Origin of the sequence: Nostoc sp. C117, from assembly GCF_043099735.1 — a bacterium.
Classification (GTDB): Bacteria; Cyanobacteriota; Cyanobacteriia; order Cyanobacteriales; family Nostocaceae; genus Nostoc.
The window spans coordinates 3062516-3078855 of record NZ_CP170991.1 but is presented as its reverse complement, the minus strand read 5'-3'; the positions used below and the strand labels follow the sequence as shown (position 1 = coordinate 3078855).

The window sequence follows — 16340 nt, the reverse complement described above, 5'->3', positions numbered from 1 at the left end:
CGACTTCTTAAAGAAGTCGGGGATCTGGACACCGCGCAAAATTACAAAAAGGAGTTTTTTACCAATGAACCCAATCAAAGAACGTGAACCCCAATTAATTGTTTCTACACCGATTCCCGTTATTGATTTCCATCCGTTTCTGGTTGGTGATTTTGCTACGAAAGAAGCAGTAGCCGATCGCATTTCGTGTGCTATTCAAGAAATTGGCTGTTTTTACCTCGAAAATTGTGTACCTCAGACCTTGGTTGAGCAAGTCTTTGCCCAAGCGCAGACTTTTTTCGCATTACCACAGGAGGAAAAAAACCAAGTCCGCCTGGTTCCTGGGACGAGTCGAGGCTATGTTGTGCGTGGGAAAGAGAGGGTATTGCTGGAAGCATTCAATTTTGGTTTAGACGTTGCGCCAGCAGAAGAGGGTGTAACTCATCAGCAGTTTGGTGAACCAAATCAATGGCCTCAAGACCAAAAAGAGTTTCGCCAAGTGCTATTGGAATTTTTTACAAATTGTCGTGGTAAGTCTTTTAGTATTTTACAAGCATTGGCGATCGCCTTAAAACTACCAGAGTCCTACTTTACCGATTTCCATCAAGAACGCAACTTCAACACCTCCATCAATCACTATCCATCTCTACAACAACCCCCCTCTCCCGGCGAGACTCGCTTTGCAGAACATACAGATTACGGCAGTATCACCTTAATATTTCAAGATGAGACGGCTGGATTAGAAGTTTGCAACGATGCTGGAGAATGGATTGCAGCCCCCTTCGTCCCTGGTAAAGTTCTAGTTATCCTTGCAGATTTAATGCAGCGCTGGACAAACGACAAGTTTCCCGCCACCAAACATCGAGTTCCTCTACCTGCCAAATTCCCTAGTAATCCCAGGTACTCGATTATCTATTTTGAGTCTCCCGATTACGATGCCGAAATTACTTGCTTAGAGTCAAATACAACTCCCAACTATCCACCAATTCGCACCCATGAATATATTAATCAAGTTGCGACAGGAGGTTATACGTCTGAGAAAAAATAGCATGAGCTTTTAAAACGCAGAGGTACGCGAAGTAAACACAAAGGTACGCAAAGTTTTTTATGATGACACCAATTAACGAACTGACAAAAAAATCTATCATTTCCACACCTATTCCTGTTATTGATTTCCATCTATTTTTAGTTGGTGACAGAGTTGCTAAAGAATTAATTGCTCATCAAATCGCCAGTGCTTTACAGGAAATGGGATGTTTCTACCTAAAAAATCATGATGTTCCCACAACTTTGATTGCTCAAGCATTCGCTCAAGCCAAGAGTTTTTTTGCACTGCCATTAGAAGAGAAGAAACAGATAGCTTTAACAGAAAAATGTCATCGAGGATATATCCCTATGGGGATGTCAAGCATACTCAGCGAACAATTTTACTTTGGTAGAGAAATGAATCCAGAGGAATTAGATCAGCTAGATCATCCTTTTCACCAACCGAACCAATGGCTACAAAGTCAACCAGAGTTTCAAGAAGCAATGTTGCAATTCTTCGCAGCTTGTCACGCAAGTACGCTGAAAGTTCTTGAAGCTTTAGCTATTGCTTTGAAACTGCCAAAGTCTTATTTTACTGAATTGCATTCTGAGCAAAATCATGCTGTGGGGCTACATCACTATCCAGGTGCATCTCAACTCTCGCAAGCCCAAAATATTCGCCTGGGAGAACATACAGATGGGAACACTATTACTTATGTGTTTCAACATGAAGTAGAAGGCTTAGAAATTTGCACAAAAACTGGAGAGCGAGTTCCAGTTCCTTTGATTCCTGATACGGTTGTCGTCATGGCAGGGGAAATTTTGCAACGATGGACAAACGATAAAGTTTATGCCACAAAACACCAAGTTGCAATACCATTTGCATCCCAATCTATTCAACCAAGATACTCCTTTGCATTTTTTGCGTCTCCTAATAACGATGCCAAAATTGCCTGTCCTGAAAGTTGTTTAGGTGCAAATGAAACTGCAAAGTATACACCTATTTTGACAAGCGAATTTTATACCCAAAGAAATAATAAAAATAAATCGATTTTAATTTCTTCTGAAAAATAGACTTCTGACAAAAGTTTTAATTTTAGACTTTCTCCCTGTATAAGCTAAAAATAAAGTGTTTATTCTCAAGGCAACCTGACAATGAATGTAGATATTTTAAAACAAATAGTGCCAAAACCACTAGTTATGTTTATTTATAGCTTAATTTTTATAGTGGCTTTGATTTCGACTGCTGGATTAATCAATACGGTTTTACCCTCTTCAGCTACTCGTCAAAATCTTGGTGATATCAGCGTAAAATTTGAATATTTTACTGAGCATAAAGATGATTATGATGTGATTTTTTTGGGGCCTAGTACCACATATCAAGGAGTTATCCCCAAAGTATTTGATGAAACAATGGCAGCAAATCATAAGAATATCAGATCTTTCAATTTTGGTATATTGGCGGCAAATGTAGCTGAGATGGATTTCTACTTGCAAAAAATTTTAGCTTTAAAACCAGCAAAACTAAAATGGATATTTTTAGATTGTTTAGATAATATTTACATGCAAGAAGCACCGACTTCAGCTAAAAATGTTTATTGGCATACTCCTATAAAAACGATAGAAAACTTTCAATTAATCGCCGAATCAACCTATAGTTTTAAAGATAAAATTAGCGGATATTATGCAAATTCAATAAGCTTTCTTCATCGATGGCTAGGGATTGGTTATTTTTCTAATTCTTGGCAGCAAAAATTAGATCCATTATCCAAAAGAATAACAGGTGAAAAATTACTACAGGAAGCTGGATATTATGCAATGGATTGGCTGAAAAATAGTGAAGAGTGGAAAAAAACTTTTCAATTGAATTACTTACAGAGTTATAAGATTAGATTAATGCAAGCAAAATCAGGAGTTGTTGAGCGAGAAAATATATCTGCATATCCACAAGATTCTTATGCGCTTAAAATTGTTAAAAAAATTATTTTTAGAATTGATAGTCAAGAGGAAACCAACAACATCAAAGTTGAACCTATCTTTTTTATTCCTCCAATTCTAGATTCTGATGCCGATCATTCTGCTATTATGAGAGCTTACGATTTAGGATATATTTCGACCCTATTGGCTTTTAATAATCCCAATACTTTCGCCACTCTCTATGACATTGAACGCCGAGCTGATGCTAGACATTTAAATCACCAAGGCGCTCAAGAATTTACACGCATTTTGGCGACAAAATTTTCTCAGCATCTTAAGTTATCTCCAGAGGAAATATATAATCAATCGCCTACATCTATCAGCCAGAATTTATTTGCTAGAAGTTAATTCACCCATTATTATAAATATGGTTTTTACAGAATTTCGTTTTCTCTTTTTCTTTATTCTTATTTTCTGTATCTACTGGGCTTTACAGAAACATAATCATCGTAAAACCTGGTTATTAGTCTGTAGTTATATTTTCTATGGTGCTTGGGATTGGCGCTTTCTTTCGCTGCTTTTACTTTCTACAGTCGTTGATTATTTTGTCGGTTTGATGCTATCTAGACCACAAGTTGATAGTTCAATAGCAGGACAGCAAATTCAAATTAGCGAAGTAGTAGAAAACAAAGAAACTAAGAACGAATGGATAAACACATTTTCTTGGGATGCACTACTAAATAAACCCCTAAATCAGCCGCAGCGCCAAGCATGGTTAACACTTAGTTTAGTTGTAAATCTAGGATTATTAGGATTTTTTAAGTACTATAACTTTTTTGCTGACTCTGCCTCAGAATTATTAGTTTTTCTGGGTTTACCTGTTAGTATTAATACCCTTGAGATCATTCTTCCAGCAGGGATTAGCTTTTACACATTTCAAACTCTGAGCTATTCAATTGATGCGTATCTGGGTAAAGTCAAACCTATTAGAAGTTTTTGGGATTTTTCTCTATTTGTAGCTTTTTTCCCTCAATTAGTTGCGGGCCCCATTGTCCGTGCATCTACTTTTTTCCCTCAACTGCTAACCCCAAAAAGTTTAAACGAAGTTGATTTTCGGGCATGTTTAACACTTTTTTTGGTGGGATATTTTAAGAAAGCTTGTATTTCGGATAATCTCTCTCCTTTGGTAGACCAGTATTTTACTAATCCAGAGATTTATACCGCCTTAAGTTGTTGGATTGCTGTGATTGCTTTCGTTATACAAGTATACTGCGACTTTTCTGGCTATTCAGATATGGCGATCGCCTGTGCAGGTTTACTTGGATACAAGCTACCTCTCAACTTTAATTTTCCCTACTTTTCCAGTAATATCACTCAGTTGTGGCAACGTTGGCACATTACCCTTTTTACCTGGCTGCGAGATTATATTTATACCCCTTTAATAAAAATGCGACCAAGAGAACAACGCACAGAAATCTTTAGGTCTAGAAATATTCTCATTTTGATGCTTGTTTCTGGATTTTGGCATGGTGCTGCTTGGCATTTTGTAATTTGGGGAGGATTGCATGGAATCGCTTTAATTGTTCATAAGCAATGGTCATCTTGGATTGCTCCCTACAAGCAATTCCAGACCCTTAGAAATATCATAGGCATCCCCCTCACTTTTTACTGGTTTTGTGCGTCTGCAACCTTCTTTCGGGTTAGCGATTTCAGCAGTATTATACAAGTAGAGAAATCCTTTTTATTCTTCAATTCTCCTGGCTCTGAAAACCTAAACATTCAAATTGGATGGATTTTTATACCTTTAATTATTATGCACTGGGCAGCTTATAAAAGTTGGTTTGCGGACTGGTGGCATAAAATTCCTAAATGGAGTTTTGCCGTTTTCTATGGAATGTTAGTTTCAATAATACTTCGCTTTGCAGCAATCAATCCTCAACCCTTTGTCTACTTTCAGTTTTAGTTAACTTTAGCAGTTCTCTTTTTAAAAAATATGAGTAAGAATATAATTTTACATCCCATAAAATCTTTCTTTGATTATCTGTCATTTAATTTACAATATGAATTAATGCTTTTATCGTATCGCAGTAAAAACAGAAAAGAAGTTTTTAATGATATATATTATCGTAATAGGTGGGGCGATCGCGAATCTATTTCTGGCAGAGGATCTAATCTTCAGCAAACATCGGTCATTATAAAAAAAATACCAGTTTTATTGGAGAAACTTAATGTCAAAACCATTCTTGATGCTCCTTGTGGAGATTTTTATTGGCTAAAGGAAGCACAACTGAATATAGACAAATATATTGGATGTGATATTGTTGCCGATTTAATTACCGACAATCAACGTCGTTACGCCAATGAAGCCAGAGAATTTATTAATCTCGACTTAGCAATAGATCCACTGCCAGAAGTCGATTTAATTTTCTGTAGAGATTGTCTAGTACATCTCTCATTTAAAGATGCTATCGCTGTAATTAAAAATTTCAAGAAAAGCAATTCTACATATATTTTAACTACAATTTATCCGGGCATACCTGAAAATAAAGATATTGTTACGGGTGATTGGCGAGCAATCGATTTACAATTACCTCCTTACAACTTTCCCGATATGTTGGAAATCATTGATGAAGAAACAACAGAAAGAAAAGACTACCCACAAAAGAGTTTGGGTCTATGGAAATTGAGTGATATAGGGTTATAGAACAGGGGATAAAGAATAAATAAAAATAGGAGTTTTATATAAAAAATGCGTATTTTAGGAATTTCAGCTTATTATCACGATAGTGCCGCCGCCTTAGTTGTGGATGGTGATATTGTTGCTGCTGCTCAAGAAGAGCGTTTTTCCCGCAAAAAACATGATGCGAGATTTCCTAAAGGTGCGATCGCCTATTGTCTCAAACAAGCAAGTATTAGATTATCAGAAGTAGACCAAATAGTTTTTTACGATAAGCCTTTGGTCAAATTTGAGCGACTCCTGGAAACCTATCTCGCCTACGCACCCAAGGGATTAGGTTCCTTTATTGCAGCAATGCCAGTTTGGTTAAAGGAAAAGCTTTATCTCAAAACGCTATTAAAAAAAGAACTGGCGACCCTGGGAAATTGCAAAAAAACGCAATTACCCCAACTTTTATTTACTGAACATCACCAAGCGCACGCCGCTTCTGCCTTTTTTCCCAGTCCCTTTGACCGGGCGGCGGTGCTGTGCCTCGATGGAGTCGGAGAATGGGCAACCACCTCGGTTTGGTTAGGAGAAGATCGCCAACTAACTCCCCAATGGGAAATTGATTTTCCCCACTCTTTAGGGCTGCTTTATTCTGCCTTCACCTACTACACAGGTTTCAAGGTCAACTCTGGGGAATACAAACTCATGGGTTTAGCGCCCTACGGTGAACCCAAATATGTAGACCATATCCTCAACCATCTTTTGGATCTTAAAGAAGATGGCACATTCCGGTTGAATATGGACTACTTCAACTACACCACGGGGTTGACCATGACTACCCCGAAATTTCATCAATTGTTTGGTGGTGAACCACGCCAAAGCGAGGGGAAACTTACCCAGCGAGAAATGGATTTAGCTTGTTCTATCCAACACGTTACCGAGGAAGTCGTTTTGCGTTTGGCAAGAACGGTTAAGAAAGAACTGGATACAGACTATCTTTGTTTAGCCGGTGGAGTCGCCCTAAATTGTGTCGCCAATGGACGCATTTTGCGAGAAACAGATTTTCGGGATATTTGGATTCAACCAGCAGCCGGAGACGCAGGAGGAGCAGTTGGAGCAGCATTAGCTATTTGGCATCAGTATCATGAAAAGCCGCGTATTCCTCACGATGGAGATGCCATGCGGGGAGGCTATTTAGGCCCTTGTTATGGGGAAACAGAGATTCGAGACTATCTCCAGTCTGTGAATGCACCCTATCAATATCTAGAAGATGACAAACTCATGCCTGAACTTGCTGAAATTCTAGAGCAGGGGAATGTTGTAGGTTGGTTCTCTGGAAGGATGGAGTTTGGCCCGCGAGCTTTGGGAGGTCGTTCGATCATTGGCGATCCTCGTAATCCCAAGATGCAATCGGTGATGAACCTGAAAATTAAATACCGCGAATCCTTCCGTCCCTTTGCCCCTTCTGTTTTAGCAGAACAGGTTTCCAACTACTTCGAGCTTGAAAGTCCCAGCCCTTATATGCTTTTGGTTGCACCAATCAAAGCCGAGTTGCGGATTTCCATGACATCAGAACAGGAGGAGTTATTTGGTATTGATAAGTTAAACGTGAAGCGATCGCAAATTCCCGCCATCACTCATGTAGATTACTCGGCTCGGATTCAAACGGTTCATCAACAAACTAATCCTCGTTACTATGAACTGCTGCGACATTTTCAGGCAAAAACGGGCTGTGCAGTTTTGGTAAACACATCATTTAATGTCCGGGGTGAACCAATTGTGTGTACCCCAGAAGATGCCTATCGCTGTTTTATGAGAACGGAGATGGACTACTTGGTATTAGAGAACTTTCTCATTGTCAAATCGAATCAACCGCAGGGACAAAAAGATGAATCTTGGAAAACAGAATTTGAATTAGATTAACGCCGATGAACGAAATACAACAACTCGATCGGAAAGGACTACGGGATTTTGGACTGCTTGGCGGTGCGATCGCCGCAGGATTATTCGGTAGTATACTGCCCTTGATACACCATGAACCCTTACCGATTTTACCTTGGGCGATCGCTAGCATCCTTTGGGTTTGGGCGCTGATTGCCCCCACCACACTCAATGGTGTTTACCAAATTTGGATGAGAATTGGACTAATTTTAGGTTGGATTAATACGCGGATAATCCTCAGTATTATTTTCTATACCTTAATTACGCCAATCGGTCTAGTGATGCGAGGCGTGTTTCATCATGATGCGATGGCCAGAAAGCTAGATGCTGACGTAAAAACTTATCGCATTATCAATCAAGTTAAACCTAGAAACAAAATGGAGAAACCCTTCTAATGCTTGAAACAACACAAGACTTGCTGAAAGATTTATGGGGATTGCTGAAAGAACGCCGCAAATTCTTCCTGCTACCACTCATCGTCACACTATTACTCTTAGGTATCTTGATTGTGTTCGCCCAGTCATCCGTACTTGCACCTTTTATTTACACACTATTTTGAGGAATGTGAGGTGGTAACATCGGCATTATCATTAAAGCGGTGGGTAGCAGTGATGCTGACCCTAGTTTTATTGCTAGGCGGAATTGTCTTAGGGCTGGCTGTCGTAGAAATTGGCTTACGCATTGCTGGCGTTGAATACAAGACATTTTATACCTTTGATGAACATAGAGGTTGGGCAGGACGACCTTATGCGGCTGGGTGGGTGCATGACGAAGGGGAAGCCTATATCCAATACAACAGTGAGGGTTTTCACGACCGAGAACATTCCCCAGTTAAGCCAGAGAATACCATCCGTATTGCCTTGTTGGGAGATTCTTTTACAGAAGCACGCCAACTGCCACAAACACAAGGAATCGCCGCCGTCATCGAACGTGAACTGAAAAATTGTCCAACCCTAGCAGGTCGTGACGTAGAAGTGATGAACTTCGGAGTCAATGGTTATGGAACCGATCAAGAACTGATCGCCTTGCAGGAAAAGGTCTGGAAATATTCACCGGATCTCGTACTCCTGAATTTCTATCCTGGCAATGATTTGATCAACAACTTCCGCCCTCTCACCGAAAAAATGGTGAGTCAGACTGCTATGGATAATAGCGCCCTTATGAAACCCTATTTTGTCGATCGAGATGGTGATTGGGTAGTTGATGACTCGTTTGTGAATATGGATATTTATCGCTCACAAAAGTCATGGTGGCATCAGGCTTATCTCCAAGTTCAAGACCGTTTACGGATTTTACAGCTTCTCAAACAAGCAAAATACGCTTTACCACTTCCTCATCAAGATAATAAAAAACAAGACCTCCAATTAGCAAGCAAGCCTGTAACACTGTCTCCGTTCACTGACCCTGAATGGCAGAATTTCTTGAAGCAAACAGAATGGCTGATATATAACACCGCAACTGATTCTGAATGGCAACAAGCATGGCAACAAACAGAAAGACTAATTAGTTTAATACATAATGAAACAATTGCTAAAAAAGCGAATTTTGCTGTAGTAACGCTAACAACTCCCCTGCAAGTTAATCCCGATCCTATCGTGCGCGATCGTCAGGAAGTGTCAGGGTTAACAGATTGGTTTTACCCAGAAAAGCGGATTGCAGCATTAGGAGAACGTGAAGGTTTTACTACTATCAATCTAGGAGAATCTTTTCAGGCCTATGCCAAGCAGAATAATGTCTGCTTACATGGGTTTGATAATACTTTTCATTGCGACGGACATTGGAACGCTTTGGGACATCAGTTAGCAGGGAAGATTGTGGCTAAAACACTGTGTAAACAATTCGTAATTCGTAATTCGTAATTCGTAATTATAAGAGTAAGAATTGATGCAAAAAATAAAGCCTTGGCTACAAAATTTATTGCTCATGCTGGCTGGAGTTATGGTTGGGCTGTTAATCATCGAAACTTTTGCCATTACTACTGGAGTTGCTGCCCCACAAAAGTCCAAGGCGCAAATTTTTTATCAATTCATTCAACCGGATGCTCAATTAGGCTACAAACCTAAATCAAACCTGAAGGACTTCAAAACTGTTTGGCAAGAAGCAAAAGTTACAGAAGTTGCTAATACAGATAGTTATGGATTTCGCAATATAGGGAGAGATTACACAAAATCTAACTTGTATTTTATTGGAGATTCATTTACATGGGGTCAATGGGTCAGTGAGGAAAAAATATTTCCCAGACTTGTAGAATCAGAATTGCAGCAGCCAGTGATTAATTTAGGTGTTCCGGGCTATTCTTTTGCTCAATATGAAACATTATTTAATGAATGGATCGCCAAATATAAACCTCAGACAGCCATCTTATCTATAGTTGCTAATGATTTGACTAATTATTCATCGGATATTGGTCAAAAGATATATGATACACTCAAAGAAAGAAGTTTTTCGCCTTGGTATGAAAAAACATTTCTGTACCAGTTTGTTTTGAAAAACAACAAAAAAAGCTTGCAAGCATCAATCGGAAATCCTATCTCTAAAGAAGCAAAAAATGGTTTAACTCTATTTAATTTATCGCTGGCAGCGCCTGAGTCAGGAGTTGGTGTAGATAGTGATTATTTCATATCTGATGGTGTTATCAAAGTAGAAGCAGCATTATCACGAATCATTAAATTGACCAAAGAAAATCAAGTTAAGCTGTTTGTTTTTCTTGTACCTTCAAAAGAATCAGCCTATATCAAAGATTATGTCCAGTTATTTCCTGAGAATGTAGGTTTACTCAAAAATGAAGAGATTGGCTATCAGCGTTTATGTGATATTGCAGAATCACAAGATGTAACTTGTGTCAATCTAACTGATGATTTTAGGAAAAATAGCACGCAAGAAAAACTTTACTTTGATATTGATGGTCATTGGAATTCTGCGGGACATAAACTAGCTGCCAAAGTAATTTTAAAGACTTTAGATAATTCGTAATTCGTAATTAAATGACAATGAGCCAAACAACCACAGAGGAAATATCTAACGAGATGCCACCGCTTGAAATGGAAATTCAAGACGCTTCTCTACGTATGCCCTATCCTCCACCAACCCCATACCCGATGATGGGGGCTGCTTCGTTAGGAGATATGCCATCCTTTGCGATGGATGGCGAAAATCTTGGCGGCTATTCTCAGTACGGTGTAGCTGCCACTTCTGGGGCAGAAAATCGGCTGGATGTCTTTAGCATTGGCAAAGATAGCGCTATGTACTACAAAAAGTGGCATAGCTCAGTCTGGAGTGATTGGGAAAGACTAGGGGGCTACTGTGTTTCTGCACCAACTGCGATCGCCAGAGGAGAGAATCGGATTGATACCTTCGCGATCGGAGGCGATCGCTCTGTCTATCATAAAGGCTGGGATGGTTCAACCTGGAGCGATTGGCTAAATCTTGGCGGATATTCTCAGTATGGTGTGGCGGCTGCTTCTTGGGGAGATCGGCTGGATTTGTTTATCGTCAACTGGGATGGAGCTATATACCAAAAGTCTTGGGATGGCTCAATCTGGGGTGATTGGGAAAGGCTGGGGGGCTACTGTATTTCAACACCAGCTGCGGTTTCTTGGGGATTAAACCGGATTGACACCTTTGCCTTGGGTAGCGATCGCGCCGTCTACCAAAAATATTGGGATGGCTCAAGCTGGAGTGGTTGGGAAAAACTCGGTGGCTATTCCCAGTATGGTGTTGCGGCTGCTTCTGGAATTGAAAATCGCCTAGATATTTACATCATTGCTCGTAACGGTGCAGTGTACCAGAAGTACTGGGATGGCTCAAACTGGGTCGGTTGGAATAATCTGGGCGGTTACTCTATTGCTGCGCCGGCTGCGGTTGCTTCGGCTCCAAACCGTGTTGATACTTTTGTGTTGGGTAGCGATCGCGCAGTCTATCACAAGTGGTATGCAATAAGGGTCAGTTAAGGCTTAACTCTTTGTCAAAGTCAGTTTTTTTAACGAACCGCAAAGAACGCAAAGGAAGAAAAGAGGCAAATGACAACCAGCTATCCAACTACAGCAGCAATTTCTCAGGATCGGGGTATGCCATTTCCGGCGATGAGTGCCGCCTCTAAAGAAGATATGCCAATATTTTCTACGGATGGGGAATATTTAGACGGATACTGCCAATATGGTGTTACAGCCACTTCTTGGTCAGAGAATCGGCTGGATGTTTTACTCACAGCCAGTATTGGCCCTTTATGGCATAAGTGGTGGGATGGCTCAACTTGGAGCGATTGGCAAAGACTTGGAGGATACTGTATTTCCTCGCCAGCTGCGGTTTCTTGGGGATTAAATCGCATTGACACCTTTGTTTTGGGTAGCGATCGCGCTACGTACCGCACATGGTGGGATGGTTCAAAATGGAGTCGTTGGGAAAACCTTGGCGGGTATTCCCACTATGGTGTCGCGGCTGCTTCCGTTGGTGAGAATCGGCTAGATATTTTTGCCATTGGGATTGATGGTGCGCTGTACCACAAGCGATGGAATGGTTCAACCTGGGATGAGTGGGAAAATCTCGGAGGGTACTGTGTTTCTGCACCGGCTGCGGTTTCTCACGGGATGGACTGTATTGATACCTTTGTTTTAGCCGGGGATGGTGCGATTTATCACAAGCACTGGAATGGCTCAACCTGGAGTGGTTGGGAAAACTTGGGAGGTTATTGCCAGTATGGTGTCGCTGCTACTTCTGTTGCTGCAAATCGGCTAGATATCTTTACTGTTGGCTGTGATGGTGCAATGTACCGCAAGAGTTGGGATGGTTCAGTCTGGAGTGATTGGCAGCATCTTGGTGGTTACTGTACTTCTGCACCGGCTGCGGTTTCTCGCGGAAGAGACTGTATAGATACCTTTGTTGCAGGTGGCGATCGCGCCGTATACCACAAAGCACTCAGGTTAGAAATCAGCGATCGTGTTGAATAACTGTTGATATTTTAGGAGTTCAAAACGATGTATATTTATCAAGTTGAAATTTCCAATTTTTGTAATTTAACTTGCTCTTACTGTCCTCATCCATCTCAAAGTAGAGCAAAAGGAAATATGTCATTTTCTACATTTGTAGATGTTGTGGAATTAGCAATACAGTGTGGACAAAAAGATTTATTTCTTAATAATTTTGGAGAACCCTTACTTCATCCAGAATTATTCGATTTTATCTCTTATGCGAAAACGAAAGGAATTGAATGTAATTTTATCACCAACGGTATACTCCTTGATGAGGAAAAGGCATGGCGCTTGTCTGAATTAGGTGTGCGTGACATTTATCTGTCAGAACATCTTGCTGGGCAGAAAGAGCGTATTCAAGAAATGTTTCAGGAAAAGTCTATTCCTTTGTCTATCGTCTATACCTATAATCCTCATCAGCAAGAAAAACATGATTGGGCTGGACAAGTTAGTTCTAAAACTACATCAGGTCGAAGCTTAACTAGTACGATAGAAAAGTATAAACCTTGCATTTTTGAAGCGAAAAAGCGAGTTGTAGTTTTATGGGATGGAAGCATCAATACCTGTTGTATAGATGTAAACGGAACAGGTATTGTTGGTTCTGTTAAAGATTATCTTGGTAAAACAGATGAATATGAATTTAATGCAATTCCACTATGCAGCACTTGTGATTTAATGCGTGAAGAATAATTGACTTGTTTTAGAAAACAGAAACGTTATCAATAACCCAAGAAAAAATCATCAACTTTCTAGGAATTTTATAATTATGACCTCAATCAATGAACTTACAAAGCAAACAACTGCTAGATCGCAGATTCCCATTATTGATTTCTATCCATTTGTTACAGGTGACAGCAAGGCTAAAGCAACAGTTGCAAACCAAATTTCTCGTGCTATTCAAGAGATGGGCTGCTTCTATTTAAAAAATGGAGTTTCCCAAACTTTAATTGACCAAGCCTTTACCCAAGCCGAAGAATTTTTTACACTCCCATTAGCAGAAAAAGAAAAAGTAGCCTCAGCAGTGACTGGGCGTAGTCGAGGTTACATACCCTTTGAGAAAATGTTCATTGGCGATCAACCAGGACAATTACACGAATCCTTTAGTTTTGCTAATGAACTCGATCTAAACAAAGCTGGGGATGAAAGTTATACAGAGGCTTTGGATGTCCCTAATCAATGGCCAGAAAATCCGCCAGAATTTCGTCAAGTTTTGCAGCAATTCTTCCAAGCTAGCCAAGAATGTGCTTTGAATGTGTTAGAAGCATTTGCGATCGCCTTGCAATTACCAAATTCTTACTTTACCGATTTACATTCTCAGCAAAACCACGCCGGAGTTTTCAATTACTATCCCAACATCTCCCAAGCGCCAAAACTAGGACAAACTCGCTTTTTTGAACACACTGATTTAGGCAGCATCACCTTGCTATTTCAGGATCAAGGAGGAGGACTAGAAGTATACACACCCCAAGGAGAGTGGATTACCACCTCTTCAGTTCCTAATACCGTTTTGGTGATGCCGGCAGATATGATGTCACGATGGACAAACGATAAATTTTGCGCTACACCTCATCGAGTTTCCGTACCAACTGATTTCCAGAAAGTAAAAGAAAGGTACTCATTTAGCTTTTTTGTAATTCCTAATTACGAAGTAGAAGTCACTTGTCTAGAAAGTTTATTAAAAAACGATGAATATCCTAAATATCCTCCAACATTTGTAGGCGATCATCTCCTAAAAAGAACCAAAGACAGAGCCACAAAATATGGACGTAGTTAATCTTAATTCGTAATTACATGCAGTACAAGGCTTGATATAGGAGGTTTGCAAGACATTTTATCATCGCAAATATTCTGCATACCTTTGCGTTCCTTTGCGTTTAAAAATAACCAAATAACCGCAATTAATCTACCGCCTTTTAACTTATGAACTCCATTAAACAACTCGAACAACAAACTACCAGTTCCACGCAGATTCCCATCCTTGATTTCCATCAGTTTATTTTTAGTGACTTTGCTAGTAAACAGGCGATCGCTTCTGAAGTCTTACAGACCATTGAAGAAGTTGGCTGCTTTTACTTGAAAAACTGTGTTCCCCAAAATGCAATTGACCAAGCCTTTGGTAATGCTAATGGCTTCTTTGCGCTACCAGAGGCAGAAAAAAGACAGCTAGCTTGGAAAGACGGCGCAGCTCTCGGATACTTTTACACTAAATATAACGGTGACTTTCGGGAAGCCTTCGTTTTCGGCGAAGCTGTTTTAACAGATCGGATCGATACAGATTCCCCAGTGGCGCAGCAGGTTCATCAACACCTGGGACACCATCCCGCTTTTCGTGATGCTGTGCAGCAATTATTCACAGCTTGTCATGACGCTGGTAATCGTATTCTCAAAGCGATCGCCATTGCCCTAAACTTACCAGAATCTTACTTTAGCGATCGCCATCCTCAACAAGCCGACTATGGGCTGTTGCATCGCTACTATGAAGTATCCGAACCTCCCCAACCCGGAGAAGCCCGCTTTGAGGAACATACAGATTGGGGCAGTCTTTCCTTACTCTTTCAGGATGAAAATGGCGGGCTAGAGGTTTGCACCAATGCCGGAGAATGGATTGCTGCGCCCCCACTTCCTAACACAGCGATAGTCTTTATCGCAGATGTCATGCAGCGATGGACAAACGATAAATTCCCTGCTACCAAACATCGGGTACTGATGCCAGCCAATGCCCGTAGTCTTCCAGAAAGATACTCCTTAGCTTTCTTTCTCTCCCCTGGTGATGATACAGAGATTGCCTGTATTGAAAATTGCTTAGATGCAGGTGAATCTCCTAAATACACCCCAATTCTCACAAAAGAATATTACAAACAGAAAACTGAAGATTTAGCAAAAAGATTTAATGGTTCTAAATGAAAAGAAACAGACAAAAGTAAATCGCCTGTTCTCCCCAGAAACTTCTTAATTACGAATTACGAATTACGAATTACGAATTATTCCGTTACCAATTTTCAAGCAGGGCAATAGGTGCAGATGGTGGGGGAAAAGCAACGTCCAAAGCACTCAATTCTTCTTTTGTTAACTGCAAATCGAGGGCAGCGCGATTCTGTTCAACGTGGGTGATATTGCTGGCTTTGGGAAAGACGATCGCCTCTTGATGCAACAACCAAGCGATCGCCACCTGTGCAACTGTTACCCCGCGCTGCTGGGCAATTGATTGCAATTTGGGATGTTTGAGTAGTTCGCCTTGTAGTAAAGGCGAATGTGCCATGATCGGGATTTCTCTTTGCCGACACCACGATAACAACTTCCACTCACCATTGCGATGCTGCAAATTGTAGGGGATTTGATTTGTCGCAATGGCTTCACCTCCGGGTAAAGCACTGGCTTCTTCCATATCCTCAACATCAAAATTGCCAACGCCATAATCTCGAATTTTGCCGGATTGTTTCAACGTCTCAAATGCTGCCAAAGTTTCTGATAACTCTACAGGCCCACGCCAATGCAACAAATAGAGGTCGAGATAATCTGTCTGCAAGCGCCGTAAACTATTCTCGCAAGCTGCGATCGCCCCTTGCCCAATCGCATTGCGAGGCGCAACCTTACTAACCAGAAAGACTGATGAACGACAATTAGCGATCGCTTCGCCGATTAACGTTTCCGCCTTACCCTCACCGTAAATTTCTGCCGTATCAATCAACGTCATCCCTAAATCGATTCCGCGACGCAAAGCAGCAATCTCATTGTCACGCTGGGCGATCGCTTCACCCAGTCCCGCAGTCCCCATTCCCAATACTGGCATCAATTGACCTGATGGTAAACAAATAGTTTTCATAACCAACTTCTTAACTTAAAAC

16 protein-coding genes are annotated in these 16340 nt (G+C 40.7%); 15 read left to right on the top strand and 1 reads right to left on the bottom strand.

The features are described from left to right. The first annotated feature begins 64 nt into the window (after window positions 1–64). The 15 genes from ACFG4S_RS13555 to ACFG4S_RS13485 all read left to right on the top strand — a co-directional run bounded on the left by ACFG4S_RS13555 (window position 65) and on the right by ACFG4S_RS13485 (window position 15399). Complete coding sequence (locus tag ACFG4S_RS13555) at window positions 65–1027, top strand: isopenicillin N synthase family dioxygenase (protein WP_392535293.1); 963 nt, start codon at window positions 65–67, stop codon at window positions 1025–1027. A 59-nt stretch (window positions 1028–1086) separates the two neighbouring features. Further along, the gene (locus ACFG4S_RS13550; RefSeq protein ID WP_392535292.1) at window positions 1087–2079 is read left to right on the top strand and encodes an isopenicillin N synthase family dioxygenase; all 993 of its coding nucleotides are present in this window, start codon (window positions 1087–1089) and stop codon (window positions 2077–2079) included. 81 nt (window positions 2080–2160) lie between these two features. Then, entirely contained in the window at window positions 2161–3330 is a 1170-nt protein-coding gene (locus ACFG4S_RS13545) for a hypothetical protein (RefSeq protein ID WP_392535291.1), read from the top strand. Between the two features lie 19 nt (window positions 3331–3349). Then, window positions 3350–4885, top strand: coding sequence for an MBOAT family O-acyltransferase (locus tag ACFG4S_RS13540; RefSeq protein WP_392535290.1), 1536 nt, complete (start codon window positions 3350–3352; stop codon window positions 4883–4885). 30 nt (window positions 4886–4915) lie between these two features. Continuing rightward, window positions 4916–5626: a hypothetical protein gene (locus tag ACFG4S_RS13535; RefSeq protein ID WP_392535289.1), complete on the top strand. Its 711-nt coding sequence runs from the start codon at window positions 4916–4918 to the stop codon at window positions 5624–5626. A gap of 45 nt (window positions 5627–5671) precedes the next feature. Continuing rightward, window positions 5672–7510 carry a carbamoyltransferase gene (locus ACFG4S_RS13530; RefSeq protein WP_392535288.1) on the top strand — a complete coding sequence of 613 codons (1839 nt, stop codon included), beginning with the start codon at window positions 5672–5674 and terminating at the stop codon, window positions 7508–7510. Between the two features lie 5 nt (window positions 7511–7515). Next, complete coding sequence (locus ACFG4S_RS13525) at window positions 7516–7923, top strand: SxtJ family membrane protein (RefSeq protein WP_392535287.1); 408 nt, start codon at window positions 7516–7518, stop codon at window positions 7921–7923. Further along, window positions 7923–8087 carry a DUF5989 family protein gene (locus tag ACFG4S_RS13520; RefSeq protein ID WP_190233927.1) on the top strand — a complete coding sequence of 55 codons (165 nt, stop codon included), beginning with the start codon at window positions 7923–7925 and terminating at the stop codon, window positions 8085–8087. The genes ACFG4S_RS13525 and ACFG4S_RS13520 overlap by 1 nt, the downstream gene beginning before the upstream one ends. A gap of 10 nt (window positions 8088–8097) precedes the next feature. Next, window positions 8098–9387 (top strand): SGNH/GDSL hydrolase family protein, encoded by a 1290-nt coding sequence (locus ACFG4S_RS13515; protein ID WP_392535286.1) that lies wholly within the window; start codon window positions 8098–8100, stop codon window positions 9385–9387. Window positions 9388–9412: 25 nt separating this feature from the next. Next, on the top strand, window positions 9413–10501 hold the full coding sequence (locus ACFG4S_RS13510; RefSeq protein WP_392535285.1) for an SGNH/GDSL hydrolase family protein: 1089 nt from the start codon (window positions 9413–9415) through the stop codon (window positions 10499–10501). Window positions 10502–10518: 17 nt separating this feature from the next. After that, complete coding sequence (locus ACFG4S_RS13505; protein ID WP_392535284.1) at window positions 10519–11478, top strand: hypothetical protein; 960 nt, start codon at window positions 10519–10521, stop codon at window positions 11476–11478. A gap of 69 nt (window positions 11479–11547) precedes the next feature. Then, the gene (locus ACFG4S_RS13500) at window positions 11548–12474 is read left to right on the top strand and encodes a hypothetical protein (RefSeq protein WP_392535283.1); all 927 of its coding nucleotides are present in this window, start codon (window positions 11548–11550) and stop codon (window positions 12472–12474) included. A gap of 27 nt (window positions 12475–12501) precedes the next feature. Further along, window positions 12502–13185, top strand: a complete 684-nt coding sequence (locus ACFG4S_RS13495) for a radical SAM protein (protein WP_392535282.1) — start codon at window positions 12502–12504, stop codon at window positions 13183–13185. A 76-nt stretch (window positions 13186–13261) separates the two neighbouring features. Continuing rightward, window positions 13262–14269, top strand: a complete 1008-nt coding sequence (locus ACFG4S_RS13490; protein ID WP_392535281.1) for an isopenicillin N synthase family dioxygenase — start codon at window positions 13262–13264, stop codon at window positions 14267–14269. Window positions 14270–14415: 146 nt separating this feature from the next. After that, window positions 14416–15399 carry an isopenicillin N synthase family dioxygenase gene (locus ACFG4S_RS13485; protein ID WP_392535280.1) on the top strand — a complete coding sequence of 328 codons (984 nt, stop codon included), beginning with the start codon at window positions 14416–14418 and terminating at the stop codon, window positions 15397–15399. An 85-nt stretch (window positions 15400–15484) separates the two neighbouring features. On the opposite strand, the gene ACFG4S_RS13480 is transcribed toward ACFG4S_RS13485, so the two are convergent. Further along, window positions 15485–16318, bottom strand: a complete 834-nt coding sequence (locus ACFG4S_RS13480; protein ID WP_392535279.1) for an aldo/keto reductase — start codon at window positions 16316–16318, stop codon at window positions 15485–15487. Window positions 16319–16340 lie beyond the last annotated feature (22 nt).